Origin of the sequence: Streptomyces sp. NPDC006332, from assembly GCF_040612855.1 — a bacterium.
In the GTDB taxonomy this organism is placed as follows: domain Bacteria; phylum Actinomycetota; class Actinomycetes; order Streptomycetales; family Streptomycetaceae; genus Streptomyces.
The window spans coordinates 21,176-45,738 of sequence record NZ_JBEXRA010000055.1; the positions used below are offsets into that span (position 1 = coordinate 21,176).

The 24,563-nt window shown below is 72.2% G+C and carries 21 protein-coding genes; 8 read left to right on the forward strand and 13 right to left on the reverse strand.

The window, feature by feature from the left end:
* Positions 1 to 48: 48 nt before the first annotated feature.
* Positions 49 to 1,617, forward strand: coding sequence for an amino acid permease (locus tag ABZ027_RS35065; RefSeq protein WP_356775553.1), 1,569 nt, complete (start codon positions 49 to 51; stop codon positions 1,615 to 1,617).
* Between the two features lie 137 nt (positions 1,618 to 1,754).
* Here ABZ027_RS35065 and ABZ027_RS35070 read toward each other — a convergent pair whose 3' ends face one another.
* The 8 genes from ABZ027_RS35070 to ABZ027_RS35105 all read right to left on the reverse strand — a co-directional run bounded on the left by ABZ027_RS35070 (position 1,755) and on the right by ABZ027_RS35105 (position 13,080).
* The gene (locus tag ABZ027_RS35070) at positions 1,755 to 6,374 is read right to left on the reverse strand and encodes a hypothetical protein (protein ID WP_356775555.1); all 4,620 of its coding nucleotides are present in this window, start codon (positions 6,372 to 6,374) and stop codon (positions 1,755 to 1,757) included.
* A 44-nt stretch (positions 6,375 to 6,418) separates the two neighbouring features.
* On the reverse strand, positions 6,419 to 7,309 hold the full coding sequence (locus ABZ027_RS35075; protein ID WP_356775557.1) for a hypothetical protein: 891 nt from the start codon (positions 7,307 to 7,309) through the stop codon (positions 6,419 to 6,421).
* Positions 7,306 to 7,503 carry a hypothetical protein gene (locus tag ABZ027_RS35080; RefSeq protein ID WP_356775559.1) on the reverse strand — a complete coding sequence of 66 codons (198 nt, stop codon included), beginning with the start codon at positions 7,501 to 7,503 and terminating at the stop codon, positions 7,306 to 7,308. The genes ABZ027_RS35075 and ABZ027_RS35080 overlap by 4 nt, the downstream gene beginning before the upstream one ends.
* Positions 7,504 to 7,505: 2 nt before the next feature.
* Positions 7,506 to 9,032, reverse strand: coding sequence for a hypothetical protein (locus ABZ027_RS35085; protein ID WP_356775561.1), 1,527 nt, complete (start codon positions 9,030 to 9,032; stop codon positions 7,506 to 7,508).
* A 133-nt stretch (positions 9,033 to 9,165) separates the two neighbouring features.
* Positions 9,166 to 9,861 carry a GntR family transcriptional regulator gene (locus tag ABZ027_RS35090; protein ID WP_356775563.1) on the reverse strand — a complete coding sequence of 232 codons (696 nt, stop codon included), beginning with the start codon at positions 9,859 to 9,861 and terminating at the stop codon, positions 9,166 to 9,168.
* 56 nt (positions 9,862 to 9,917) lie between these two features.
* The gene (locus tag ABZ027_RS35095; RefSeq protein ID WP_356775565.1) at positions 9,918 to 10,766 is read right to left on the reverse strand and encodes an SGNH/GDSL hydrolase family protein; all 849 of its coding nucleotides are present in this window, start codon (positions 10,764 to 10,766) and stop codon (positions 9,918 to 9,920) included.
* Complete coding sequence (locus ABZ027_RS35100; protein WP_356775567.1) at positions 10,763 to 11,950, reverse strand: glycosyltransferase; 1,188 nt, start codon at positions 11,948 to 11,950, stop codon at positions 10,763 to 10,765. Before ABZ027_RS35100 ends, ABZ027_RS35095 begins: the two co-directional genes overlap by 4 nt.
* Positions 11,947 to 13,080, reverse strand: coding sequence for a glycosyltransferase family 1 protein (locus ABZ027_RS35105; protein WP_356775569.1), 1,134 nt, complete (start codon positions 13,078 to 13,080; stop codon positions 11,947 to 11,949). Before ABZ027_RS35105 ends, ABZ027_RS35100 begins: the two co-directional genes overlap by 4 nt.
* Between ABZ027_RS35105 and ABZ027_RS35110 the strand changes: the two genes are divergently transcribed.
* On the forward strand, positions 12,982 to 13,200 hold the full coding sequence (locus ABZ027_RS35110) for a hypothetical protein (RefSeq protein ID WP_356775611.1): 219 nt from the start codon (positions 12,982 to 12,984) through the stop codon (positions 13,198 to 13,200). The genes ABZ027_RS35105 and ABZ027_RS35110 overlap by 99 nt on opposite strands.
* Before the next feature lie 113 nt (positions 13,201 to 13,313).
* On the opposite strand, the gene ABZ027_RS35115 is transcribed toward ABZ027_RS35110, so the two are convergent.
* Positions 13,314 to 14,732 carry a HEAT repeat domain-containing protein gene (locus tag ABZ027_RS35115; RefSeq protein WP_356775571.1) on the reverse strand — a complete coding sequence of 473 codons (1,419 nt, stop codon included), beginning with the start codon at positions 14,730 to 14,732 and terminating at the stop codon, positions 13,314 to 13,316.
* 300 nt (positions 14,733 to 15,032) lie between these two features.
* On the reverse strand, positions 15,033 to 15,425 hold the full coding sequence (locus tag ABZ027_RS35120; RefSeq protein ID WP_356775573.1) for an ankyrin repeat domain-containing protein: 393 nt from the start codon (positions 15,423 to 15,425) through the stop codon (positions 15,033 to 15,035).
* 261 nt (positions 15,426 to 15,686) lie between these two features.
* Between ABZ027_RS35120 and ABZ027_RS35125 the strand changes: the two genes are divergently transcribed.
* Together ABZ027_RS35125 and ABZ027_RS35130 are read left to right on the forward strand one after the other, a co-directional pair.
* Positions 15,687 to 15,881 (forward strand): hypothetical protein, encoded by a 195-nt coding sequence (locus tag ABZ027_RS35125; protein WP_356775575.1) that lies wholly within the window; start codon positions 15,687 to 15,689, stop codon positions 15,879 to 15,881.
* A gap of 37 nt (positions 15,882 to 15,918) precedes the next feature.
* Entirely contained in the window at positions 15,919 to 17,511 is a 1,593-nt protein-coding gene (locus ABZ027_RS35130) for a hypothetical protein (RefSeq protein WP_356775577.1), read from the forward strand.
* Positions 17,512 to 17,530: 19 nt separating this feature from the next.
* Here ABZ027_RS35130 and ABZ027_RS35135 read toward each other — a convergent pair whose 3' ends face one another.
* Positions 17,531 to 19,036 (reverse strand): PLP-dependent aminotransferase family protein, encoded by a 1,506-nt coding sequence (locus ABZ027_RS35135; protein ID WP_356775579.1) that lies wholly within the window; start codon positions 19,034 to 19,036, stop codon positions 17,531 to 17,533.
* Between the two features lie 98 nt (positions 19,037 to 19,134).
* On the opposite strand from ABZ027_RS35135, the gene ABZ027_RS35140 reads away from it, so the two are divergent.
* The 4 genes from ABZ027_RS35140 (at position 19,135) to ABZ027_RS35155 (ending at position 22,606) form a co-directional block, all read left to right on the forward strand.
* Positions 19,135 to 19,791 carry a hypothetical protein gene (locus tag ABZ027_RS35140; protein WP_356775581.1) on the forward strand — a complete coding sequence of 219 codons (657 nt, stop codon included), beginning with the start codon at positions 19,135 to 19,137 and terminating at the stop codon, positions 19,789 to 19,791.
* A complete protein-coding gene (locus ABZ027_RS35145) occupies positions 19,788 to 20,555 on the forward strand; it encodes a glycerophosphodiester phosphodiesterase (RefSeq protein ID WP_356775583.1) in 768 nt (255 codons plus the stop codon). Before ABZ027_RS35140 ends, ABZ027_RS35145 begins: the two co-directional genes overlap by 4 nt.
* 54 nt (positions 20,556 to 20,609) lie before the next feature.
* Complete coding sequence (locus tag ABZ027_RS35150) at positions 20,610 to 21,965, forward strand: MFS transporter (protein ID WP_356775585.1); 1,356 nt, start codon at positions 20,610 to 20,612, stop codon at positions 21,963 to 21,965.
* Between the two features lie 266 nt (positions 21,966 to 22,231).
* Positions 22,232 to 22,606 (forward strand): RNA polymerase-binding protein RbpA, encoded by a 375-nt coding sequence (locus ABZ027_RS35155; RefSeq protein WP_003977404.1) that lies wholly within the window; start codon positions 22,232 to 22,234, stop codon positions 22,604 to 22,606.
* 162 nt (positions 22,607 to 22,768) lie between these two features.
* Here the strand turns inward: ABZ027_RS35155 and fxsA are convergent, their stop codons facing one another.
* Together fxsA and ABZ027_RS35165 are read right to left on the reverse strand one after the other, a co-directional pair.
* Positions 22,769 to 23,332 carry an FxsA family membrane protein gene (fxsA, locus tag ABZ027_RS35160; protein WP_356775587.1) on the reverse strand — a complete coding sequence of 188 codons (564 nt, stop codon included), beginning with the start codon at positions 23,330 to 23,332 and terminating at the stop codon, positions 22,769 to 22,771.
* A gap of 72 nt (positions 23,333 to 23,404) precedes the next feature.
* Complete coding sequence (locus tag ABZ027_RS35165; RefSeq protein ID WP_356775589.1) at positions 23,405 to 24,205, reverse strand: polyprenol monophosphomannose synthase; 801 nt, start codon at positions 24,203 to 24,205, stop codon at positions 23,405 to 23,407.
* Positions 24,206 to 24,563 lie beyond the last annotated feature (358 nt).

Genomic DNA, 24,563 nt, shown 5'->3' on the forward strand with positions numbered 1-24,563 from the left:
GACGAGCCGCTCCCCCCTCCCCGCCCCCGGCCCACCAGGAGTCCGCTCATGACGACCGCCGAGCAACCGACAGGCCCACGCGGCAACGACGACACCGAGCTCACCGAGTTCGGATACAGACCCGAACTCAAGCGCACCCTCGGCAACTTCCACACCTTCGCCGCAGGCATCAGCTACATCTCGATCCTGACGGGCACCTTCCAGTTGTTCTACTTCGGCTACGGCAGCGGCGGCCCCGCCTACTGGTGGTCGTGGCCGATGGTCTTCGTCGGCCAGTTCATGGTCGCCCTCTGCTTCGCGGAGCTCGCCGCCCGCTACCCCGTGGCCGGCTCGGTCTACAACTGGTCGAAGAAGATCGGCAACCCGCATCTGGGCTGGCTGGCAGGCTGGATGATGCTGATCGCGTCGATCGTGTCGATCGCGGCGGTGGCACTGGCCTACCAGTTGACGCTCCCTCAGATCTCGTCGACGTTCCAGTTGGTCGGTGACGGCACCGGCAAATACGACGTGGCGACCAACGCGGTCATCCTTGCTGCGGTGTTGATCCTGTTCACCACCCTGGTGAACGCCTTCGGCGTCAAGTTGATGGCGCGGATCAACACGGCGGGTGTGTTCATCGAGTTGATCGCCACCGTCGTACTGATCATCCTGTTCGCGGTCCACATCACGCGTGGTCCGCAGGTCGTGATGGACACCAACGGAACCGGGTCGGCCTACGGCAACGGTTACCTGGGCGCCTTCCTGGTGGCCTCGCTGGCCTCGGCGTACGTCATGTACGGCTTCGACACGGCCGCCTCGCTGGGCGAGGAGTCCCTGGACCCGACCCGCAACGCACCGCGGGCGATCATCCGGGCGATCGTGGCGTCCTTCGTGCTCGGCGGCCTGGTGCTGCTGCTCGCGCTGATGAGCGTCTCCAGCCTGAAGGGCGAGAAGCTGTCCACGGACGGCCTGCAGTACATCGTGCTCGACGTGCTCGGGCCGACGGCCGGCAAGGCGATGCTGTGGTGTGTGCTGATCGCGGTCACGGTGTGCGCGCTCGCTGTCCACACGGCCGCGATCCGGCTGGCGTTCGCGATGGCCCGGGACAACAACCTGCCCGCCTCGCCGCGGCTGGCCAAGTGTCACCCGCGCTTCCAGACACCGGTGCTGCCGACTGTGATCATCGGGATCCTGGCGCTGGCGATCCTCGTGGTCAACATCCGCCAGCCGCAGATCTTCACGGTCGTCACCAGCATCGGCATCATCATGATCTACCTGGCCTACCTCGGCGTCACGGTGCCGATGCTGGTGGCACGGCTGCGCGGCACATGGCAGCCGGCGGGTGACGGCAGGTTCTCGCTGGGCCGCTGGGGCCTGCTCGTCAACATCGTCGCCGTGGTGTGGGGCACGGCCATGACGGTCAACCTGATCTGGCCGCGGTCCGCCGTCTACAACGCCGCTGCTCCCTACCACTGGTACCTGCGCTGGGGCGCGGTGCTCTTCGTGGGAGTCATCGCGGGCGGCGGTTTCGCCTACTACTGGTTCGTCCAGCGGCACAGGACCGGCGTCCTCGCCGACCACAAGTTCCAGGAGTCGGCCTCGCCGGCCGGCCCCTTCGCCGCGCCGGCGGCCGAATGAACCGGGCCGTCTGCTGGACTCCCGTCGGCGAGAAGTGCGCGGATCGCTGAAAGCCGACACCTGAGGAGTCCGTGATCACGGTCGCGGGGCGGACGCGGGACCGGTTGTGGCCGGTCGTGCAGCCGCCCCGCGCCCCCTCAGGGTGCTGCCGGCGCCGGACGTTTGAACATCCGGGTCGCCGTGATCTCGCTGTGCGCGTCCTCCCCGGCGGGAGCGTCGGGCAGTCCCGGCCTGAGGTGTTCTTCCACGCTGATGTACTTCAGCCCCGCCCGCAGGTCGGCGTCGTTGCGCATCCGGATGACCAGCGGGAACTCGGCCAGCGCGGTCGTGTCGAAGAGGCCGGTGGTGTAGAGGAGCTGGACACCGAGCGCGTCCGACACGGCTCGCTGGAGCTCCAGCAGGTAGGTGGCGTTGGCGCGGCCGATCGGGTTGTCGAGGAACAGCGTGCCGGCGTGCCGGTGCTTGTCGCGCCCCCGGTCGTTCGAGCGCAGCGCCGCCATCGTGCAGTACAGGGCGATGGCGGCCGTCAGCAGCTGACCGCCGGAGAACACGTCGCCCATCTGCCCGACGGGCACCCGCTCGGCGCGCAGTACGGCGTCCGGCTTGAGGATCTCGACGGCGACTCCCTTGGGCTGGAGCGCCGCGGCGACCCCGCGCAGCAGCAGGGACATGCCGTCGCGCCGCAGGTCGGAGTTCTTCTTGACGGCCGCGCGGGTCGCCTCGTCGATGACCTCGCCGAGCCGCTCGGTGAGGGTGGCCTGGTCGGGCTCGTCGAAGCGGATACGCAAGAACTCCTGTCCCGACCACTCACCGAGCCCCTCCGGCAGCCGCGACAGCCGCTGTGCGGATCGGAGCGTGGCGAGCGCCGACTCCACCAGCCCCCGGAGCCGGTCCACGATCGAGTCCCGGTTCCGCTCCAGCTGAGCCAACTCGTCGGTGAGGACCCGGAGCCGGGGCGCGAAGGCGTCGGCCCACTTCTGGGCGTGCTCGGGCAGCGCGGAGGCGGGCAGCTCCCGGATCTGCTGCCGGGCGGGCGTGCGGACCTGCTCGTAGCGGGTGGAGTTGGCGTGCCGGACGAGGATGTCACTGGCCTCGCGCACGGCGCCCTCGGCGGCGGACAGGTCGGTGGCGCAGCCGCGCAGGGACCGGCGGGCCTCGGCGGCGGACTGCCGTGCCTCCTCCAGACTGCCCGGGTACGGCTCGGGTTCCTCCGGTTCCTCCTCCGTGGTGTGTTCACGCAGCAGGTCGCGGAGCATCGCGGCGATCTCGTCGAAGCCGCCGACCGCGTCCTCGGCGGCCCGGTGCGCGTCGAGGAGTTCGGCGTGCGCGTCCCGGGCCTGGCCCAACGCCTCGGTGCGCGAGGCCAGTTCGGCGCTGGCGGTGCGCAGCAGCGCCTGGGCGTGCTCGGCGTCGCGGGGCTGCTGCTCCTCGGGCAGTTCGGTGTGCGCGTCGCCGTCCTCGGGAGCGTGCCGCTCGGCCTCGCCCCGCAGCCGTCCGAGCTGCTCGCTCGCGCTGGACATCCGGGTCTCCAGGAGCTGCACCAGTTCGTCGGCGCGCGCCACGGCCGCCTGCCGGGACGGCCCGTCGGAGCCGTCGGGCGACTGGAGCAGCTGCTCCGCGCGCGTGCGGACCTTGTTGGTCAGCCGGTCCAGGTCGGACCGCGCGGCGCTCTCGTCGCTCTCCGCCCGGGCCTGCTCGGTACGCAGATCGGCGCCGACGCCGACCTTCTCGTACACCTGGGAGGCGGCCCGATACGCCTCGCGGAGAGCGGGCAGGGACGCCCGGGGTTCGTCCGAACCGCCCTGCGACACGTCGTCGGGGGCGCCGGCGATCTCGGAGCGCTCGGCGCGCAGCACCCGGGCCGTGCGGCGGGCGTCGTCGGCGGCACGCTGGGCGGCCCGCCGGTCCTCGTCGGCGGCGCGGGCACGGTCCAGGCAGGTCTGGGCTCGGGCTTCCGACTCGGCCGCCTCATCGGCGAGTTCACGCACCTTGACCTGCCAGCCTGCCCGCTCTCGGAGCCGGAAGGCGAGCCCGGCGAGGGCGTCGGCGGCCCGCCGGGCCTTCTGGGCGGTCTCCTGCCGTTCGTCGCGGACCTGCGCGGCCTCGGCGGCGGCCTCGTCGGCCTCGGCCCGCACGGTCCGCGCCTCGGTCAGTTCGGCCTCGGACTCCTGGGCGAAGACACGCGTGTCCTGGGCGGCCCGGGACAGCTCCACCAGCCGCCCCGCCGGGCAGCCGGTGCGCCAGGAGGAGAGCCGGGCCGCCAGCTCCCGGTCCTTGCCGAGCCGCGCCGCCAGGCCCCGGATCTCCTCGTCACGCTCGGTCGCCCGGGCCCGCAGTGCCTGACGCTCCTCGTCGGCGGCGTGTTCGTCGTGCATGGCCGGGTTCGGCGGTACGAGGAAGACGTCACCGCCGTCCGCGTCGGGCGCCGGGGTCGGTGCGAGCAGGGCGGCGGCCGTACCGACCGCCACGGCGGACCGCGGCAGCAGCGCGGCGTCACTCAGGGCCGCGCGGGCCCGCGCGTGCGTGGCCGGGTCGGTGATGATCACTCCGTCGACCAGTTCCGGCCGGGCGGCCAGAACGCGCGCGTGGTCGGCCGGGTCGACGGCCTGGGCGAGGTAGCGCCAGCCGGGCAGGGCCGGGATGCCCTGCTCACCGAGGAACTCCACGGTGGCCAGTACGTCGGGCCCGGGCGGCAGCAGCCCGCCGTCACCGAGCGCGCCGAGGATGCGGGAGTCGTCGGCGGCGGCTGTCCGCAGCTCGAAGAGCTGCCGCTCGGCGGAGGAGACGGCGTCGTCGAGGAGTTCGCGCAGTTCGTCGGCGAACCGGTCCAGGTCCTCCGGGGTGAGACCTTCCCGGGGGTCGGTGTCGCTGTCCTGGCGGGGTGAGGGAATCGCGGACGGGCGGGCGTCGCCGCCCGTCAGGCTCAGCAGCTCCGCCAGTCGCTCCTCGTGGGCCAGCGCCTCGGCGAGGCGACGTTCGGCCTCGTAGGACCGTTCCGCCGCCGTGGCCGCGTCCTCCGCGCGGGCCGCTGTCAGCTCCGCGCGGGACTCGGCGGCGGCCGCCTCGCGGGCGTGCTCGGTGGCCCGGCGTGACGCCTCACGCGCCTGGTCCCAGGCGGCGACCGCCGACTTCTCGGCGTCGCTGGCTGCTAGGGCCGCGCGCGCCGGGTCGGCGTCGGGGGCGGTGTCGTCGAGCCAGCCCGCGCGGACCGCCTCGGCGGTCTCCTGCTCCACCTCGGTCAGGCGCTGGCGCAGGTGTCCGATCTCGCTGCGGGCGCGCTGCGCCTCGGTGGCGGCGGAGGTGGAGTCCCGGTAGGCCGACTCGCCGACCTCCTGGAGGGCGGCGGACCGCTCCTCCTGTTCGTTGGCGAGGCTCTCGGCGCTCTGAGCCGCCGCGTGCAGGGCGCGGACGAGATCGACGGCGGCCTTGGTGCGGGCGGCGAGCGCGGGGGCCGCGTCCCGCTCGGCCTCCTGGATCGCGGTGGCCACCCGGGCCACCCGGTCGGCGGCGGCACGGTGCCGCAGTACGGCCTCGGCGGCCTGCCAGGCGGAGTGCAGGGTGCGCGCGTCGGCGAGTTCACGTTTCTGTGCCGCGGCCGACTTCTCGGCGGCGGCGAGCGCCAACGAGGCGTGCCGGTAGGCGAGTTCGGCGGCGATCAGCGCGCTGCGGTCCCGGGCCGCCTCGGTGTGGGTGACGGCGTTCGCCGCGGCGGTGACCCGCTGGGCGAGGTCGGCGGCCCGCACCCGCTCCTGGGCGCCACGGGCGGACAACCGGCGCGCCAGGGTTCTCGTGCGGCGCTCGGCCCCGGTGTGGATGTCCCGTGCGCGGGAGCGGGCCTCGGCTGCCTCGACGATCCGCCCGAGGAGGTCGACGGACCCGGCGGTGAAGTCGCGTTCGGCGATCAGTTCGGCGCGTCGCCCCAGCTTGTTGCCGAAGCCGCTGACCAGGTCGGCGAGGCCGTCGGTGTCACGGGTGTCCGTGACCGCGCGCAGCAGCAGGTCGGTGAAGTCGGAGTCCTTCTTCACCGCGAAGAGGCCGGCGGCCTCGCCCTCGTCGGCGTTCATCTCCCGCTGGTAGCGGAAGAGTTCGGGGTCGAGGCCGAGGTCGCCGAGGTGCTCGATCCAGCGGTCGTGGATCTCCTCCCAGTGCACCTCCAGATGCGGGTAGGCCTTGCCCGCCTCGGTGATGGCGTCCCTGAAGCCCTTCATGGTCCGCCGCCGCCCCTGTGCGCCGGAGACGCCCTCGGCGGACGGCCGTACGGCGGTGGACTCCGCGACGGGCAGGCTGTCCAGGCTGAGGCCGGGGCCGGGCCGGAAGGAGTACCAGGCCTCGGCGAACTTCCGCGGGTCGTTGGAGACCTGCCGTCCCCGCCACTCGCTGGCCTTGCCGACGACCACGCACTCCCCCGTGAGCACGTGCTGCCACTCCAGGGCGACGTGACCGCAGTCGTCCGCGAGCAGGAACTTGCGCAGCACACCGGAGCTGGCGCCACCGAGGGTGTTGCGGTGGCCGGGCAGCATCACGGAGAAGATCAGCTTGAGCAGGACGGACTTGCCGCCGCCGTTCTCCAGGAAGAGCACACCGGCGGGCGCGGGCCGGCGCGGCGGGCCGACGGGCTCCTCCTCGAAGAACTCCGCCTGGGCGGGCGCGGGGTCGGGCACGGGCGCGCCCACGCCCCGCAGGTCAAGCACGGTGTCGGCGTAGCGTGCACCGGCGGGTCCGATGGAGTAGAGGCGGACCCGGGACAGCTCGTACATGGCGGACTCTCGTCAGTCTTCGTCAGGTGGGGGGGCAGGGGCGGTCAGGACGACGAAGGCGCGTGGAAGGGCAGCCCGGCGTCGGCCACCAGGTCCAGTTCGTCGGTGTCCTCGGCGGGCAGCAGGGTCGGCGTGCCGTCGGTCACGGGCACGACGCCCAGTTCGAGCAGCTCGGCCATGGCGGCGGTCCCGGCCATGTCCCGCACCTGGAGCTGATAGCGGGCGGTGGTCCGGTACGTGCCGCCGTTGTCGTCGCCGGTGCGCTGCAGGAACCCGGAGTCGGTGAGGAACGCGACGGCCTTGCCGACGATGCCGGTGGTGGAACCGGCCAGGCGGCGCGCGTCCTTGGTGGCACCGGTCGCGCTGCGTCTGACCCAGACCCGCCAGGCGGCCTCGAGTGCGGGCGCGTCGGTGGCCGGGTCGGTGTTCTCGCCCTGTTCCTCGGCTCGCTCCTCCAGGCGCCGGCAGGCCTGTCGTACGAACGCGTCGACGCCGTTTACGGAGACGCGCCCGATGTACCCGTCGTCGGCGAGGTCCTCGGGGCGCGGGAACGCCATGGCGGCGACGGCGAGATGCGCCAGTCCGTGCAGGAACCGGTCCCCGCCGTCGGCGGACGTCCGGCGCGCGTAGTCACCCATCCGTACGGCGAACACCGAGTCCTCGGCGGCTGTCACCGCCATCCCGGCGCGCGGGGACACCTCCAGCACGACCAGCCCGAGCCCGGCGGCCACGGCGTCGGCGAGCCGCGCGAACGGCGGGTCCTCGCGGTAGCGGCGCAGCAGCTCCGTGTACTCCTGGTCCCGCGCGGGCTGCAACTTCGGCTGCAACCCGAAGGCGACGAGCCGCGCCGCGTCGGCGGCGTCGGCGGGGGTGACGGGGGCGGTCGCCGGCGCGGGGCCGGCTTCCGGCTCACTCCACTCGGCGTGCTCGGTCACGGTTGGGGCTCCTTGTCGGGGTGGTTCATGTGACGGTGGTCGGTGCCGGGGTGGTGTGGGCTGCGGTGGTCCGTGTCGCGGTACGTCGTGTCGCGGTGGTCGGTGCCGCGGTGGTTCCTGTCGCGGCGGTCCCTGCCATGGCTGTCCGTGCCGCAGCGGTCCGTGCCGCGGCGGTCGGTGGAGAGGTGCGTCACGCTTACGCCGCCTCCGTCCGGTCCGCCGCCATCCCCGCCGCGTCCAGGAGGGCCGTCCCGACGATCAGGTCGGCCCCACCGAACTCCGGGTCGTCCAGCTCCGTCCCGTCGTCCACGGAGAACAACAGCTTCTCCTCGCCCTGCCGGTAAGCCGTGCCGACCGGGGGGCTGGCGGCGTGCACCGCCAACAGGGCCACCAGGTAAGGCAGATCGGGGTCCTGCTCACGCGCGTCGGCGAGCAGTCCGGAAAGTCGCCGGGGCGCGTCCGCCGGCAGGTCGAGCAGGCGCCTCGCCGCCGCCAACTGCTCCTCGCTGAACCGGCTGTCGTCCGGGGTGGCGATGAGATCCGGTTCCGGCATCTCCGCACCCAGGTGTTCCCGCTCCAGCGGCGGCGTCAACAGTATGTCGACGAGGTCGCCCACCCGCACCGACACCGGGGTGCGCAGCCCGGTCCCGTGTGCGAAGAACGCGTCCGTGACCCGGACCGCCCGCTCCAGTTCCAACGGCAGGACCGGCGCGAGCAGATGCCCGTACAGGTCCGTGCCGGACGTCGTCATCGGCGTGGCGAAGGCCTGCCGGTCCTGCTCGGCACGGAACAGCGGGCCGGCCTCCAGCAGGCGGGACTGCAACTGCGTGTGCCGGCGGATGCAGTCCTTCACGATGTCCACCAGCTCGGCGGCGCGCCGCTTCTGCTCCGCGTCCTCGGACTCGTCCCGTGCCTTGCGGATGTTCGTGAGGATCGCGTTCTCGTGGCGGTACCGGTCCGCCACGTGGTCGAGGGCCTCGGCGATCATGTCGGGCACGGTGTTGAGCCAGTCCACCGCCCGGACGTTGCGCCGGGTGGCGTCCAGGGCCCGCCGCAGGGTTTCCGAGTACTGGACCGTGCGGTACCGGGCCTGCTCGGCGGCGAGTTGGGCGTCCGCGAGACGGCCGCGGCTGATCAGCACCTCCAGCTTGACCTCGGCGGCGATCTGCGCGCTGGTGACATCGGTGTCGAGGGCGCCCACCAGGACGTTGACGGCCTCGTCGGTCGTCCGGAGGTACACCGAGCCACCGGGGCCTGGCACCTCCTCGATCAGCTTGAAGTCGTAGTCACGGCGCACATAGGTGCCGTCCGGGGCGAACGTGCCGTACACCGCTCGGAAACCGCGGTCGACGCTGCCGACGTTGATCAGGTTCTCCAGGACCCAGCGGGCCACGCGCTCGTGTTCCGGGACCGGACGCTGCGGGGCCTGGGCGGCGATACGCGGGATGAGCCGGGCGACTATCTGGTCGTGGTCGGCGCCGGTGTCGAAGTCCATGTTCAGGGTGACCAGGTCGATGGCGGCCAGAGCCACCTCCGCCATGCCGTACACCGAGTACTCGCCGGCGAGGTTCGCTTTGCGCGCGTCCAGGTCGTGCAGCGGCGCGGTGCAGGCGAGCGCGCGCAGCCGGCGCGCCAGACCCTCGTCGGCGGCCGGCCCCGGTGCGGGGCGCGGCCCCGCGTTGAGCTGGGGCGGAACACTGTCCGTCGATGCAGGCGAAGTCACGGTGCACAGACTAGGTCCTCGGTCTGACAACGACCCAAACGACGCGGATCGCCTCCGGTGGCCGGCCGGGCGGTCAGCGGTGGTGTGCCGTCCGCGGGCCGCCTCCGGCCTGTCGGGCGTCAGCGCCCGTCCCTCAGGTGTCCTCCCCCACCCTTCGCCTGTACACCTCGACCACGCGTTCCAGCGAGTCGGCGAGGTAGACCCCCAGCCGTTCCTCCGCGTCCCGCTTGTCCCCCGCCCGCAGCGCCTCCAGGATCGTCTGGTTGCGGGCCAGGTACGGCTCGTGCAGCGCCTTCGGGTCGTCCACGACGTGGAAGGCGAGGCGCAGTTCGGCGAAGACGCTGCGCATCAGTTCGTCGGTGCGCTCGCTGCCGGCGAGTGCGACCAGCTCCCGGTGGAAGTGGATGTTGGCGGTTCCCAGCCCTTTCCAGTCACCTTCGCGCACCGCCCGTCGGCCTTCGGCGACCGCCCCGGCGAGCAGGTCCAGCCCGTACGGGGGCTCGCCCAGGCCGCGTACGACGGCGCGCTCCACGAGGTCGCGGGTGCGGTAGATGTCCTCGACGTCCTCGACGCTGAGGACCCGGACGAAGACGCCCCGGTTCAACTCGTGGACGAGCAGGCGTTCGTGGGTGAGCAGCCGGAAGGCCTCGCGCAGCGTGTTGCGGGAGACCCCGAGCGCACCGCCGATGCTGTCCTCCGACAATCGGGTCCCGGGCGGGAAGTACCCCTCGGCGATACGGCTCCTGAGGATGTCCGAGACCCGTTCCGCGGTGCTGGTACGGCCCAGCAGGGCACGGTCGTCGGCCAGTTGCGCCAGCTGCTTGGCCATGCCAGGAATTCAACCGCAGCCACCAGAACGAAACAACATGGGGATGAAGGAATCGTTCAACGATCTCCTACCGTGGTGAGCGCCGCGGACACGGCCGCTGAAGCCCGCAGATCGAGCCGGGCGCTCGTCCCCCGCGCGCGGTGCCGCATCTCGTCGACGGCGAGCGTCAGGAGCTGCGGCAGCAGGTCGGTGCACCGTCGGGCCACCCAGCCGGTGCCCGCGGTGGCCAGCCACCACAGACTCGCCGACCTGGTGGGCACCGGGAACTCAGGCTCGGCCGAGGGTGCGACGCCCGCCGCCAGGCCCCGCTCCGTCAACAACGCGTGGAACCGCACCGCCAGTTGCCGGTGACCCCGCTCGCCGGGGTGCAGCCGGTCCGCGCTCCACATCGCGCGGTCGGTGAGCCACGCGCCCTCGCAGGCGTGCAGGTGCACGGCCCCGTGCCGCTCGGACAGCGCGTGCACCACGGCGTTGACGGCCCGCTGCCGCCGCGCCAGTGGACGCGCCAGGGCCCCCGGCAACCCCAGCATCGTGCCGGGGTCGGGCAGACAGGCCGTGAGCAGGACGGCGCCCTGCTCGGTGAAGGCGGAGCAGACGGTGTCGAGGCGCGCGGCCACGGCCTGGATGTCGAAGGTGCAGCGCAGGGTGTCGTTGACCCCTATGAGGACCGAGACGACGTCGGGCCGCAGCGCGAGCCCCGCGGGCAACTGCCGTTCCAGCACGTCACGCGTCTGCGAACCGCTCACCGCCAGGTTGGTGAACTCCACGTACTCATCGGACTCACCAGTCCCCTCCGCGAGCCCGTCGGCCAGCAGTGCGGCCCAGCCGCGCCACCCGTCGCCGACGGGGTCGCCCACGCCTTCGGTCAGCGAGTCGCCGAGCGCCACGAACCGCAGCGGTCTCACGCCACGCCTCCGGGTACGAAGGGCCCGCCCGGGCCGCCCCCGGACACGCCGGGGGCCACGGAGGTCACCGCGTCGTGCGCCCGGAGGAAGGCCGCGACCGCCGCGTCCCACCCGAAGCACTCCGCCCGCGCCCGTGCGGCCTCCCGGCGTTCCTCCACGGACCGGGCCAGCAGCAGCTCCACGGCGTCCGCGAAGGCGCCCCCGTGGTCCGTCGCGACGGCTCCGGCGGAACCGATCACCTCGGGCAGGGCGGACGAGGCACTGGCGACCACCGGGGTGCCGCAGGCCATCGCCTCCAGGGCGGCGAGCCCGAACGTCTCGGCGGGCCCCGGTGCCAGGCAGACGTCGGCGGACGCCTGGAGGGCGCCCAGCAGACCTCGGTCGCGGACGTGCCCGAGGAACGTCACCGGCAACCCGCGTTCCCGCGCCCGCTGTTCGAGCCGGGACCGCAGCGGCCCGTCCCCGGCCACCACGAGCACCGCCCGCCTGCCTCGCCGTAGAAGCGCTTCCAGGGCGTCCAGCGCGGTCCCCGGCCGCTTCTCCACGGACAGCCGGGTGCATGTCACCAGGAGCACCTCGTCCCCGCGCGCGTGCCGGTCACGCAGGCCCCGGTCACGCAGCGCCGGGTGCCGTTGCACCAGGTCGACGCCGAGTGGCGCCCGTACGACGTTCCGCGCCCCGATCCGCACGAACTCCCGCTCGGCGAACTCCGTGGTGCACACCACGCGCGCGTAGGTGTGGGCCGTACGGACGTTGAGGGCGTCGGCGGCGCGCCGGGCCGTCTTCTCCGGCACACCCCAGGTGCGCAGCACGCCGTCGGCCGTCTCGTGGGAGACCATCACGGCCGGGACCCGGGCGCGCCGGGCCCACTTGCCGGTCCAGCGCAGGGTCGTACGGTCGGAGACCTCCAGACGGTCGGGGGCCAGGTCCTCCAGGAGCGCGGACACCCGCCGCCGGTCGGTGAGGACCCGGTAGCCGCCGGTGCCGGGCAGCGACGGCCCGGGAAGGGTGATCACCCTGCCCTGCTCGGTCTCCCGGTCGCCCGCGTGCTCACCCGGCACGACCAGCACGGGCTGGTGCCCGGCGGCCTGGTAGCCCGTGCCGAGTTCGCGCAGCGCGGTACGCAGGCCACCGGAGGACGGCGCGACGAAGTTGGCCAGCCGCACGATGCGCAATGACGTCATGCCGCCACCGCCGTCTTCCGCGCGGCGAGCACGTTCGCATAGTGCTCGATCAGCTGGTCGCCGACGGCGGCCCAGGTACGCCCCTCGACGGTCACCCGCGCGGCGACGCCGAACGCGGTGCGCAGGCCCGGGTCGGCGGCCAGGGCCCGGACGGCGTCCCGTACGGCGGCCGGGTCTCGCGGTGGGACCAGGAACCCGGTACCTCCGTGGGCGACGAGGTCCAGCGGGCCGCCGGCCGCGGGGGCGACCACGGGCACGCCGCTCGCCATGGCCTCCTGCACGGTCTGGCAGAAGGTCTCGAAGGGGCCGGTGTGCGCGAAGACGTCCAAGGAGGCGAAGATCCTGGCCAGTTCGTCGCCGGTGCGGCGGCCCAGGAAGACCGCGTTCGGCAGTGCCTGGTCCAGGCTCGGGCGGCTCGGCCCGTCACCGACGATCACGACCCGGACGCCGTCCAGGCCGCACACTCCCGACAGCAGCTCTATCTGCTTCTCGGGGGCCAGCCGGCCGACGTAGCCGACGATCACCTCGCCGTTCGGGGCGAGTTCGCGACGTAGCGCCTCGTCCCGCAGCTCGGGACGGAAACGGGCGGTGTCCACGCCCCGCGCCCACAGCCGTACCCGGGGCACACCGTGCGCCTCCAGGTCGTTCAGGGCCGGGCTGGAGGGGGCGAGGGTGAGGTCGGCGGCGGAGTGGACGGAGCGGATACGACGCCAGGCAGCGGCCTCGCCGGCGTGGACGTAGGTGCGGGCGTATCCGGCGAGGTCGGTCTGGTAGACGGCCACGGCGGGGATGCCGAGCCGGGTGGCGGCGGCCATGCCGCGGACGCCGAGGACGAAGGGAGAGGCCAGGTGGACGACATCGGCACGGTGCTCGGCGATCGCCGCGGCCACGCGTCGGCTGGGGAGGGCGACACGGACCTGGGGATAGCCCGGGAGCGGTAGGGAGGGGACACGGACGACAGGGCAGGGCGACAGGGCGTCGGCCCCGGGCCCGGTGCCGGCGGCGGTGGCCGGCGCGACGACGAGCGGAGAGTGACCGCGATCTACGAGGTGCCGGGCGGTTTGGAACGCGCAGTGGGCCACGCCGTTCACATCGGGGGGAAAGGATTCGGTCACGATGACGACACGCATACTCGTGTTGTCGCCGTACTGGACGTGCCCGCGTCAACGTGGATCTTTCCGGACGAGGAACGTCCCGTGAGCGTTGCGCTGCGCACCCGCGCAGGTCAGACCGCGTCCACGCCCGCCTGACCCGCGAGTCACCCCCAGTTCACCCAGAGGGTGCGCCCGAACCCGGAAATCTCGCCGATGGTCGTATCTGAGCCGACTGTGATCAGGAGCGGGCGCACCCGGCAGCCGGTCGTTCACATGGCGGTCGCGTCCGGTCCGATGCGGCTACGGACGGCGGTCTGGACCTCGGCTTCCTCGGCCGGATCGGCGGCGAGCCTGCGCAATCGCTCCACGACCCGGGCGTCACCGGTCTCGGCGTGCCGGGCGGCGAGCTCGCGGGTGGACTCCTCGCAGTCCCAGAGGCACTCGACGGCGAAGCCGGTGCCGAAGGAGGGGTCGGTGACGGCGAGGGCACGGGCGGCCCGGCCGCGCAGGTGGGAGGAGGCGGTCTCCCGGTAGATGTGGCGCAGGACGGGGGCCGCGCAGTCGATGCCCAGCCGTCCGGTGCCGTCGACGAGCGTCCACAAGGTCGGCGCGTCGGGCCCTTCGCCCCGGACGGCCTCCCGGAGTGCCGCGAGGACGTGTTCGTTGTCCTGGACCCCGCCCAGGCAGGCGAGCACGCGACCGGAGGCCGCGCCGAGGGGATCGGGGCGGCGGGCCCAGCCGCGCGCCCGGTCGACGGCCGCGACACTGCGCATGCGCTCGAAGGCGTCCACGGCGGCGTCCACGACGGCCGGGGTACCGGTGGCCACCGCTGCCTCGATCAGGTCGAGGGCGTCCGGATCGTTGCTGTCGGCGAGATAGCGCAGCGCGGTGCAGCGGGCGCCGTCGGTACCGTCCTGGGCGGCTCGGACGATCTCCGGCCGGTCCTCGGGTCCCGCGACGGCCACCAGACAGCGGGCTGCGGGGACATGGAGGGCGGCTCCGCGTTCCATCCCCTGCTGGGCCCACTCGAAGACGGCCCGCACGCTCCACCCGGGACGGGGCCCGCCTGGCCGCATCTGACGTTGCCAGCGGTCGAAATGACCGGCCTCATGAGCGGCCCGCACGCGCGTGGCGATCGACTCGCGCGGGTCATCGGCCCACAGTCGCCAGGGCCGCGGCTCGAAGGCGTCCCGCACGACCGCCGCCAGCCGGGCCTCGCCCTCGGCGTCGGTCGTGAACCGCGCGAGGACGGGGGCGGCGAGGGCGCGCAGCCCGGCGTCGTCGTCGCGCAGCGCCAGTTCGTCCAGGGCCCAGGCCCAGTTGGAGCCGGAGCCGGCGTACCTGCGCAGCAGTTCCAGCGCGTCCCGCCTGCCGTACGAGGCGAGATGACCGAGGACCGCCAGGGCCAGGCCGGTGCGTGACTCCTCGGTGTCGAGTACGTCCTCGACGTCGAAGAGGTGCGCCTCGATCTCGTCCAGCTCGCCGTTCAGGTCGAGGAAGAGACGGGCGTAGTAGAGGGAGCGGTTCTCCACCTGCCAGTCGTGGCGGGGATCGCGCAGCACGCAGTGGTTCAGCGCCGCGAGCGCTTCCGCGCGCGGTGCGGTGAGTGCGTGCAGTGTGCCGTCGCCGCGGCCCCGCTGGAGCAGGCCGAGCAGCGTACCGCTGGGCGCTATGACCGGATCGAACATGGGAAACAGCCTCACATCAAGCGTCGACGCAACCGGGGACCTGCGTTACCTGGCCGCGTGACAACACGTCGGGGCGCCCGCCGTTTCCTGCTTGCTGTAAGCCATCTTCCTCTGCCTCTCGTCGGTGGCCCATCCGGACCGTTTCACGGTCCGCGCGGTGCGGCGTCATCTGCCCGGCCATCGCGTCCGTGAATCACGACGTCATGATGACCCGGCAGTTCCATCCACCGCGACCGAAATTTCGGCGGTCTGTCACCGCCTCCCCCGTTTTCTGTGTCTGCCCTGGTCAGGGCGGGTGTGTCAGTGTGTGCCGAACAGTTCGAGCAAGTGTGTCCGGCCGAACATCCGGGCCGTGTCGACGGCCGACGGTGTGCCGGACGCCGGGTCGGCGCCGCCCTCCAGAAGGGCATTGATGACGTCTTCCTCACCCTTGAAGACGGCTCCGGCGAGCGGGGTCTGCCCCCGGTCGTTGATCCGGTCGGCCTCGGCTCCCCGGGCGAGCAGGGCGCGTACGGCGTCGGCGTGGCCGTGATAGGCGGCGAGCATCAGCAGGGAGTCGCCGCGGTCGTTGGTCAGGTTGGCCGGAACCCCGGCGTCCACGTACGCCACGAGCGCCTCGGCCGGCCCCTGCCGGGCCAGGTCGAAGACCTTGGTCGCGAGCTCCACGACCTCGGGGTCGGGGGCTTCACTCATCGGCCGGACCGCCTCTCCATGCAACCGTTCAGGTGAATCGCCAGGGTACTGGCTCACGCCGCACATGACCCGATGTGCCGGAGGTAAAGATCACCGCATACCCGGGCTTTTGCCGCAGTGGGACCCGACCGGGCCAAGACCGCTCCGCCGGTTGGGCGAAATCAGCAGTAATTCACCTAGTTGCACCTTTTATCGTATGGATACATCCTGTGATCCTGGAAGTACTCATGGTGACTGTCCCCGCGAACCAGGAGATCCCCAATGATCCTGTCCATCTCAGGCGTGGTCCTGCTCGGCATCGTCGTCTTCCTCTTCTTCCGCAAGGACGGCCTCAAGGGCTCGCACGCCTTGGTCGCGACCCTGTTCGGCTTCTACCTCTCGAGTACGGCCATCGCACCGAGCATCAAGGCCGGCGGCGAGAGCCTCGCGAGCCTCCTGGGCGGAATCAAGTTCTGACGCTCCCCACGTCCGTACGCACGATCAGGAGACAGCAGTGGCCCGGCGCCCCCTCCCCCGCATCCTGAGCACCGGCAGCGCACAGATCGCCCGGGGCCGGGAGCTGGCCCGGACGGCGGCCGACAGCGCCACCGACGTCCTGCACCCGCTGATCACGATCACCCGCGGGCTGCGCCGACTCGCAGCGGCCGGGGGGCGCAGATGGGTCGACACCCCCAAGGACAGACGCGGACCGCTGCTCTTCCTGGTGGCGTCCGCGATCCTGGTCGTGGCGCTCGTTCCGTACGGTCCGCTGCTCGCCGTCATCACCCTGATGGCGGCGGCGGCCTGGCAGGGCCGGGAGCGCGGTCCGGCTCAGCCCGAGGGTCCTGACGAGTCGCAGGCCCAGCGCCTGCAGTCCTTGTACGAGGCCCTGGTCCCCTACTTCTCGAAGCCCGAGGACCCGGCCCCCCTCTACGCGCACGGCGGCGACTGGGAGCAGGCCTTCCCCGCCTACGAGTTCGACGAGACGGGCCGCACGTCCCATCTCGTGATCCGTTACCCGGCGTACTTCACCGACGGCGAGGCCGAGCCCCGGGCCCGCATCGAACAGTTGCTGGCAGCCAAGTCGGGCCGCGGCCGCGAGTACCACTTCGCCTGGGACGAGGAGGCCAACCAGCTCTCGGTCTCCGTGCTGCCACCACTGCCCAGCCACATCACCGCCCAGCACTTCGTCACCACCCCCGGCGAGACCGTGCTCGGCATCACCGACCACTCCGAGGTCCAGCGCACCCTTCCCCTCACCTACGGGGAGGAGCAGCGCGATGTGCCCCCGGTGGTCTGGCGCACCGGCCCCCGCTCCACCGAGCCGCACCTCCTGGTCATGGGACAGCCGGGCAGCGGTACCTCGACCCTGCTCCGCTCGATCGCCCTGCAGGCCCTGCGGTACGGCGACGTGGTGATCGTCGAAGGCGGCGGAACCGGCGAGTACGCCTGCCTCACCGGCCGGGACGGCGTCCTCGCGGTCGAGTGCGGGCTGGCCGGAGCGCTGGCCAGCCTGGAGTGGGTGACGACGGAGACCGAGCGCCGCCTGATCGCCGCGAACCAGGCGCGTCAGGCGGGCCTGCCCCTTCCGGAGGACACCCGGCGTCCGCTGTGGGTCCTCCTGGACCGTCCGAGCGCGTTCGCTCACATCGCCGCCGCCGACGGCCGCAAGGACCCGCAGTCACTTCTCCAGGTGCCGCTGCGGCACGGCCGCGCGGCGAACGTCACGGTGGTGGTGGCGGACCAGTTCGACAGCGCTGACGCCCTCAGCGACGCCGTACTACAGCACACCCGGGCGCGCGTGGTCCTCGGTCCGGCGACGGGAACCCAGCGGGAAGCGGTCCTCGGCGTCCGCCCGACCACCACCCCCGTCACGCACGTCCCACCCGGCCGCGGTTACGCCCGCCTGGGCGTCGGCCCCGTCCACCGTCTCCAGGTCCCGGCGACCCCGGACCCGTACGACGACGCGACGAGCGACGCGGACCGGCAGGCGGTACTGGCGCTGCTGCCGCCGCGGACCACACCGGCGGACGGGGAGAACCTGCCGGAGGCACCACCGGCGGAATCGGCGAAACCCCTGACCGCGGAGACCGCCCAGATGCCGTAGGGCGGGTCCGCGACGCCGCTCACGCGACGAACGTACGAGGCGTCTCCCCGCCCGCGGACCCCCCGTTCTCCACCAGCCGTGCCGCCGCGGCCAACCGCGTCGCCGCCTCCTCGGCCACCGCGCCGCCCACGGTGAACGGCAGCCGGACGTACCCCTCGAAGGCGCCGTCGACCCCGAACCGAGGCCCGGACGGCACGCGGACGCCCACCCGCTCCCCCACCTCGGCGAGCCGCGACCCGGAGAGCCCGCCGGCCCGCACCCACAACGTCAGCCCGCCCTGCGGCACCTCGAACTCCCACGTCGGCAGCTCCCTGCGTACCGCCGCCACCAGCGCGTCCCGGTTCTCCCGCGCCTGGTTGCGCCGCACCTCCACGGCGTTCGCCCAACCGCCCGTGCTGAACAGCCAGTTCACGGCCAGCTGCTCGAGGACCGGAGTCCCCATGTCGGCGTAGGCCCGCGCGGCGACCAGGCTGCGGATGACGTCGGGCGCGGCCCGCACCCAACCGATCCGCATCCCCGCCCAGAACGCCTTGCTGGCCGATCCGACGGTGATCACCGTGGACCCGGCCGGGTCGAACGCGCAGACGGGCGGGGGCATGGCGCCCGCGATGTCCGCGTCCAGCCACAGCTCGCTCATCGTCTCGTCGGCGACCAGCACCGTGCCCGCGGACCGGGCCGCCTCCACCAGCTGCCGCCGCTGCCCCTCGCCGGCCAGCGCCCCGGTCGGGTTGTGGAAGTCGGCGACGACGTACGCCAGCCGGGGCGCGGCGTCCCGCAGGACCTGCCGCCAGCGGTCCACGTCCCACCCCGTCAGCCCCTCGGCCATGGCGACGGGCACCAGCCGGGCGCCCGCCTCCCGCATCAGCTGCAGGATGTTGGCGTACGACGGCGACTCGACGGCGATGCGCTCGCCGCGCCCCGCGAACAGATGACAGATCGCGTCGATGGCGCCCATCGCGCCGGTCGTGACCATGATCTGCTCGGGCATCGTCGCGATCCCGCGCGCGGTGTACCGTTCGGCGATCATCGAGCGCAGCGCGGGCAGCCCGGCCGGATAGTCGCCATGCGTGTGGGCGTACGGCGGCAGTTCCTCCAAGGCGCCCTGGACGGCGCGGGTCAGCCACGGCTCGGGCGCGGGAAGGGCCGCGCAGCCGAGGTCGATCATCGAGCCGAGTGCCTCGGGCGGCAGGGGTTCCAGGCCACGGGCGGGCAGCGGGTTGCCCGCCGGGACCGCGGTCCAGCTGCCGGCTCCGCGCCGGGACTCCAGGAACCCCTCGGCGCGCAGCGCCTCGTAGGCGGCCGCGACCGTCGTACGGCTGACGGACAGGGCCAGCGCCAGTTCGCGTTCGGCGGGCAGCCGGGCGGCCACCGGCACCCGCCCTTCGAGGACCAGCAGCCGGATGCCGTCGGCGAGCGCACGGTAGGCGGGCGGGCGACGGGTGCCGGGGCCGGCCGGGCGGTCCTGTTGGGAGTTGAGCAGCCGGGCCAGCTGCACCGCACCCATCGCCGAGGTCCACTGCGCCATGGAAATCAGTCCACCTTCCCCGAATTGGCCATGGATGACGTTTCCACTCAAGCCCCAGGGTGTCACGAGTCAGGCCACTGCCACCACAGGGGGACCACTTGTCCAGGAACAGCCCGGGCCGCGTCGGACGACGACTGATCCAGCTGTACGCCGGTCTCGCGCTGTACGGGGCGAGTTCCGCGCTCCTCGTCCGGGCGGGCCTGGGCCTGGAGCCCTGGAACGTGCTGCACCAAGGCATGGCCGAGCTCACCGGCCTGACGATCGGGGTGGTCTCGATCATCGTCGGCGCGGCGGTGCTGCTCCTGTGGATCCCGCTGCGCCAACGCCCCGGGCTGGGCACGGTCTCCAATGTCTTCGTGGTCGGGATCGCCATGGACGGCACCCTCGCCGCGACCCCCGAGACGCACACTCTGGCGGTACGGCTCCCCCTTCTCCTCGCCGGCATCCTGCTCAACGGAGCGGCCACCGGTCTCTACATCGCCGCCCGGTTCGGGCCCGGCCCCCGGGACGGCCTGATGACGGGTCTGCACCGGCGCACCGGCCGTTCGATCCGGCTGATGCGGACGGGTGTGGAGGTGGCGGTGGTGGCGACCGGGTTCCTCCTGGGCGGCACCATCGGCGTCGGCACGCTGCTGTACACGGTGTCCATCGGCCCGCTCGCCCAGCTCTTCCTGCGGGTGTTCGCCGTCCCCTCGGAAACCGGCAGCACGGTCGTTGCCACCGGGCCACCGCGGCGAGCAATACTGCGACCGTGAGCAACCGGACACGCCACCCCTATCTCGACCACCCCGGCCCCATAGCCTTCGCTCATCGCGGCGGAGCGGCCGACGGCCTGGAGAACACCACCCCGCAGTTCCGGCGGGCGGTCGAGGCGGGCTACCGCTACCTGGAGACCGACGTCCACGCCACCGCGGACGGCAGGCTCGTCGCGTTCCACGACGCGACCCTGGACCGGGTGACGGACGGGGCGGGCCGGATCGCCGACCTGCCGTGGAAGGACGTACGGCACGCGCGGGTGGCGGGCCAGGAGCCGGTGCCGCTGTTCGAGGAACTCCTGGAGACCTTCCCCGAGGCGCGCTGGAACGTGGACGTCAAGGCGGAGTCCGCCCTCCTCCCCTTCCTGGAGCTGGTCGAACGCACCGACTCCTGGGGCCGGATATGCCTCGGCTCGTTCGCGGAGGCCCGCGTGGTCCGCGCCCAGCGGCTGGCCGGGCCGCGCCTGGCGACGTCGTACGGCACCCGTGGTGTGCTCAACCTGCGGCTGCGTTCCTGGGGTCTGCCGGCCGTGGTGCGCCGGTCCGCGGTGGCCGCGCAGGTGCCGGAGGCGCAGTCCGGCATCCCGGTGGTGGATCACCGCTTCCTGCGCACCGCGCACGCGCTCGGACTCCAGGTGCACGTGTGGACGGTGAACGAACCCGAGCGCATGCACCGGCTCCTGGACCTGGGAGTCGATGGCATCATGACCGATCACATCGACACACTGCGCAAGGTCATGGAGGACCGGGGCGTCTGGGTCTGACCCGGGCCGCCACCCGCTGCCTCGCGCGGCACCACGGGGAAGCGAGGGGCGCGGGTGGGCACCGACACCGTGCGCACGGGACCGGTCGACGAGGCCGGCCGGCGGCGGCGCGAACAGCGCGGCTGGTACTTCTACGACTGGGCGTGCTCCGTCTACTCGACGAGCGTGCTCACCGTGTTCCTGGGCCCTTATCTGACGTCGGTCGCCACGTCAGCGGCGGACGGGGACGGATTCGTGCACCCCTTGGGGGTCCCGGTGCGGGCCGGGTCCTTCTTCGCGTACGCGGTGTCCCTGTCGGTGATCGTGGCGGTCCTGGTGATGCCCCTGGTGGGCGCCGCCGCCGACCGCACCGGACGCAAGAAGCCCCTCCTGGCGGCCGCCGCGTACACCGGCGCGGCGGCGACCACGGCCATGTTCTTCCTGGACGGCGACCGCTATCTGCTCGGCGGTCTGCTGCTGATCGTGGCGAACGCGGCGCAGTCCGTGGCGATGATGCTCTACAACTCCTACCTGCCGCAGATCGCTCTGCCCGAGGAACGTGACGCGGTCTCCTCGCGGGGCTGGGCCTTCGGGTACGCGGCCGGTTCGCTGGTCCTGATCGTGAACCTCGTCCTTTACACGAGTCACGAGTCCTTCGGCCTCTCGGAGAGCGCGGCGGTCCGCGTCTGCCTGGCCTCGGCCGGCCTGTGGTGGGGCGCCTTCACCCTCGTCCCGCTGCGTCGCCTGCGCGACCGTCGCCCCACCGCGCGGCGCGCCGGGGAAGCGAGTGCTCCCGGCTTCCGTCAACTCGCCGCGACCGTCCGCGACATGCGCCGTCATCCACGGACCCTCGCCTTCCTGCTGGCCTACCTCGTCTACAACGACGGCATCCAGACCGTGATCTCCCAGGCGTCCGTCTACGGCTCCGAGGAACTCGGCCTCGGACAGTCGACCCTCATCGTGGCGGTCCTGCTGGTCCAGGTGCTCGCGGTGGCCGGAGCACTGGGGATGGGGCGGCTGGCCCGGGTCCACGGAGCCAAGCGCACGATCCTGGGCTCGCTGGTCGCGTGGACGGTGACACTGGCGGCCGGGTACTTCCTGCCGGCCGGCGCTCCGGTGTGGTTCTTCGTGCTGGCCGCCGGGATCGGGCTGGTGCTCGGCGGGAGCCAGGCGCTCTCCCGGTCCCTGTTCTCGCATCTCGTCCCGCCCGGCAAGGAGGCCGAGTACTTCTCCGCGTACGAGATGAGCGACCGAGGCATGAGCTGGCTGGGCCCGCTGCTGTTCGGGGTCACCTACCAGGTGACCGGGAGTTACCGGGACGCGATCATCTCGCTGGTGGCCTTCTTCGTCATCGGGTTCGTGCTGCTCGCGAGGGTTCCGGTACGGCGGGCGATCAGCGACGCGGGCAATCAGGTTCCGGAGACGATTTAGCGTTCCGGGCGAAAGCGCTGTAGTGTACGCGTTTGGCCTGCCAGGCGTACCGTTACTGCGCGTCAAAGATGCCGAACGCTGTGTCACATCTGCTAGCAGATGTGACAAACCGGGCGCTGGTGGGTACAACAAGGGGCGGCTACGACGGCGACGCATGACCCGGAACGAGACCCGGAACGGGAATCTTTACCGCCGACCGGACGTTGACCGGATGACGACGACAGCGACACCTGTCCTGTGGGCGACAAGCCCGGGAGGCACGATTCATGAGTGAGCGAGCTCTTCGCGGCACGCGCCTCGTGGTGACCAGCTACGAGACGGACCGCGGTATCGACCTGGCCCCGCGCCAGGCCGTGGAGTACGCATGCGAGAAGGGGCACCGGTTCGAGATGCCCTTCTCGGTCGAGGCGGAGATTCCGCCGGAGTGGGAGTGCAAGGTCTGCGGGGCCCAGGCACTCCTCGTCGACGGCGACGGCCCTGAGGAAAAGAAGGCCAAGCCCGCGCGTACGCACTGGGACATGCTGATGGAACGGCGCACCCGCGAGGAACTCGAAGAGGTCCTCGAGGAGCGCCTGGCCGTTCTGCGCTCCGGCGCGATGAACATCGCTGTTCATCCGAGGGACAGCCGGAAGTCGGCATAATCCCGGCAAGGCTTGAGCGGGATACACCACACAAGTAACCGCGGGCGCCGTACGTGAAAGCTCACGTACGGCGCCCGCGGTTTTGTGTGCCCGCGGTACTGATGGCCGAGGCGACGTCCGACAGGGGCGGCGCCCCCGCCGGATGCGCCCGGCGTCACCGACTCAGTGCGTCAGGGGCGGGCGCGAATCCCGCGGTGCGTCTCCCGGCTCGTCCCTGATGACCTCGCCCTGGACCACCTTTCCGTCCGGCTGGCGCATACGGGCCTGCTGGAAGGCGCCTGACAGGGTGCCCGGGACCGACTCACGGAGCTTGCGCTCGACGGTGCGCTCCGCGTAGCGGCTGAGGGTCTTCTGGACCGGCGGGAGCAGCAGAAGCAGACCCACCGCGTCCGAGATCAGGCCGGGGATCATCAGGAGCAGCCCGCCCAGCATCATCAGGCCGTTGCCGCCGCCGTTCGACGAGTCCGACGGGGCCCCGCCGCGCTGCAGCGCCTCGTTCAGGTTCTGGAAGGCGCGCCGGCCGGCCCGCTTGATGACCACCGAGCCGAGCACGAAACCGGCGACCAGCAGCAGGAAGACCGTGAACCCGCTCGCCGCGCCGGCCACCACGGTGAGCAGCCAGATCTCCAGCACGAGCCAGGCGGCGACGCCCAGCGGCAGGAACGTGCGCAGCCGGGAGCGCCGGGGCCTGGTGGGGTAGGTGGGGGTCGGAGCGCCAGTCGTCATGCGTCCAGTGTGCCTGGAACCGGCTCAGTACGGCATAAGGGGACGATCAGCCGCGGCTGTGAGAGGGCGGATCTACGACCTCGACGGCTTCGTGCGGCCCACTATCTTGCCGACCCGCTCCCCCACACCCCAGGTGGTGACCCGCCACAGCGCCTCCACCAGGATGTCCCGGCTCATCTTCGAGTCGCCGAGTTCGCGCTCGACGAACGTGATGGGCACCTCGACGACGTGGTAGCCGGCCTTGACCGCGCGACGGGCGAGGTCGACCTGGAAGCAGTAGCCTTGGGAGGCGACCTCTTCGAGGCCGAGGCCTTCGAGGGTCTCGCGACGGAAGGCGCGGTAACCGCCGGTGATGTCGCGCAGCGGCAGGTCCAGCGCGAGGCGGGAGTAGAGGCTGCCGCCCCGGGAGATGTACTCACGGGACCTGGGCCAGTTCACGACCCGGCCGCCCGGTACCCAGCGGGAGCCGAGGACCAGGTCGGCGCTCTTCAGGGCGGTCAGCAGACGGGACAGTTCCTCGGGTTGGTGGGAGCCGTCCGCGTCCATCTCGACCAGGACGCCGTAGCCGTTCTCCAGGCCCCAGCGGAAGCCGGCCAGATAGGCGGCGCCGAGGCCCTCCTTGCCCTTGCGGTGCAGCACCTGGACGTGGTCGTCACCGGCGGCCAGTTCGTCGGCGAGCTTGCCCGTGCCGTCCGGACTGTTGTCGTCGGCGACCAGCACGTGCGCCTCCGGGACGGCCTTGCGCACCCGGCCGACGATCGCCTTGATGTTCTCCGCCTCGTTGTAGGTCGGGATGATCACCAATGCCGTGCCGAGCGGTCCGAACCGCCTCCCCCGCTCCTGTGCCGCGAGGGTCCCGTCGCCGTCGTCCACTGCTGCCCCTTCATCTCCGTACGCAGAGGTCCACCTTAATGGCCACGGCCTGGGGTGACGTGACAGAACAATCGTATGGTGGTGTTGTTTCCAGAAAAGCGGGGTAAGAATCCCCTTTTGCGTGCGGTACGTTCCGTATTCGGGGTCGTGCCTACAGCGGATGGGGGCCCGGCGCCCTTCGGGCCGACCTGGGACCCGCTGGCTGCGAGTCGACCGAAAGCCGTTGTCTACTGAGCACCCGGGCCCCACCCGGGTCACACCTCCCCGACCGGCCGGAACGTTCCCGCGTCGTGGCACGGGCGCTGAGCCTGGCTCCCAGTGACGGTGCCCCGTGCGGCACACCGTCCCTGACCCAGCG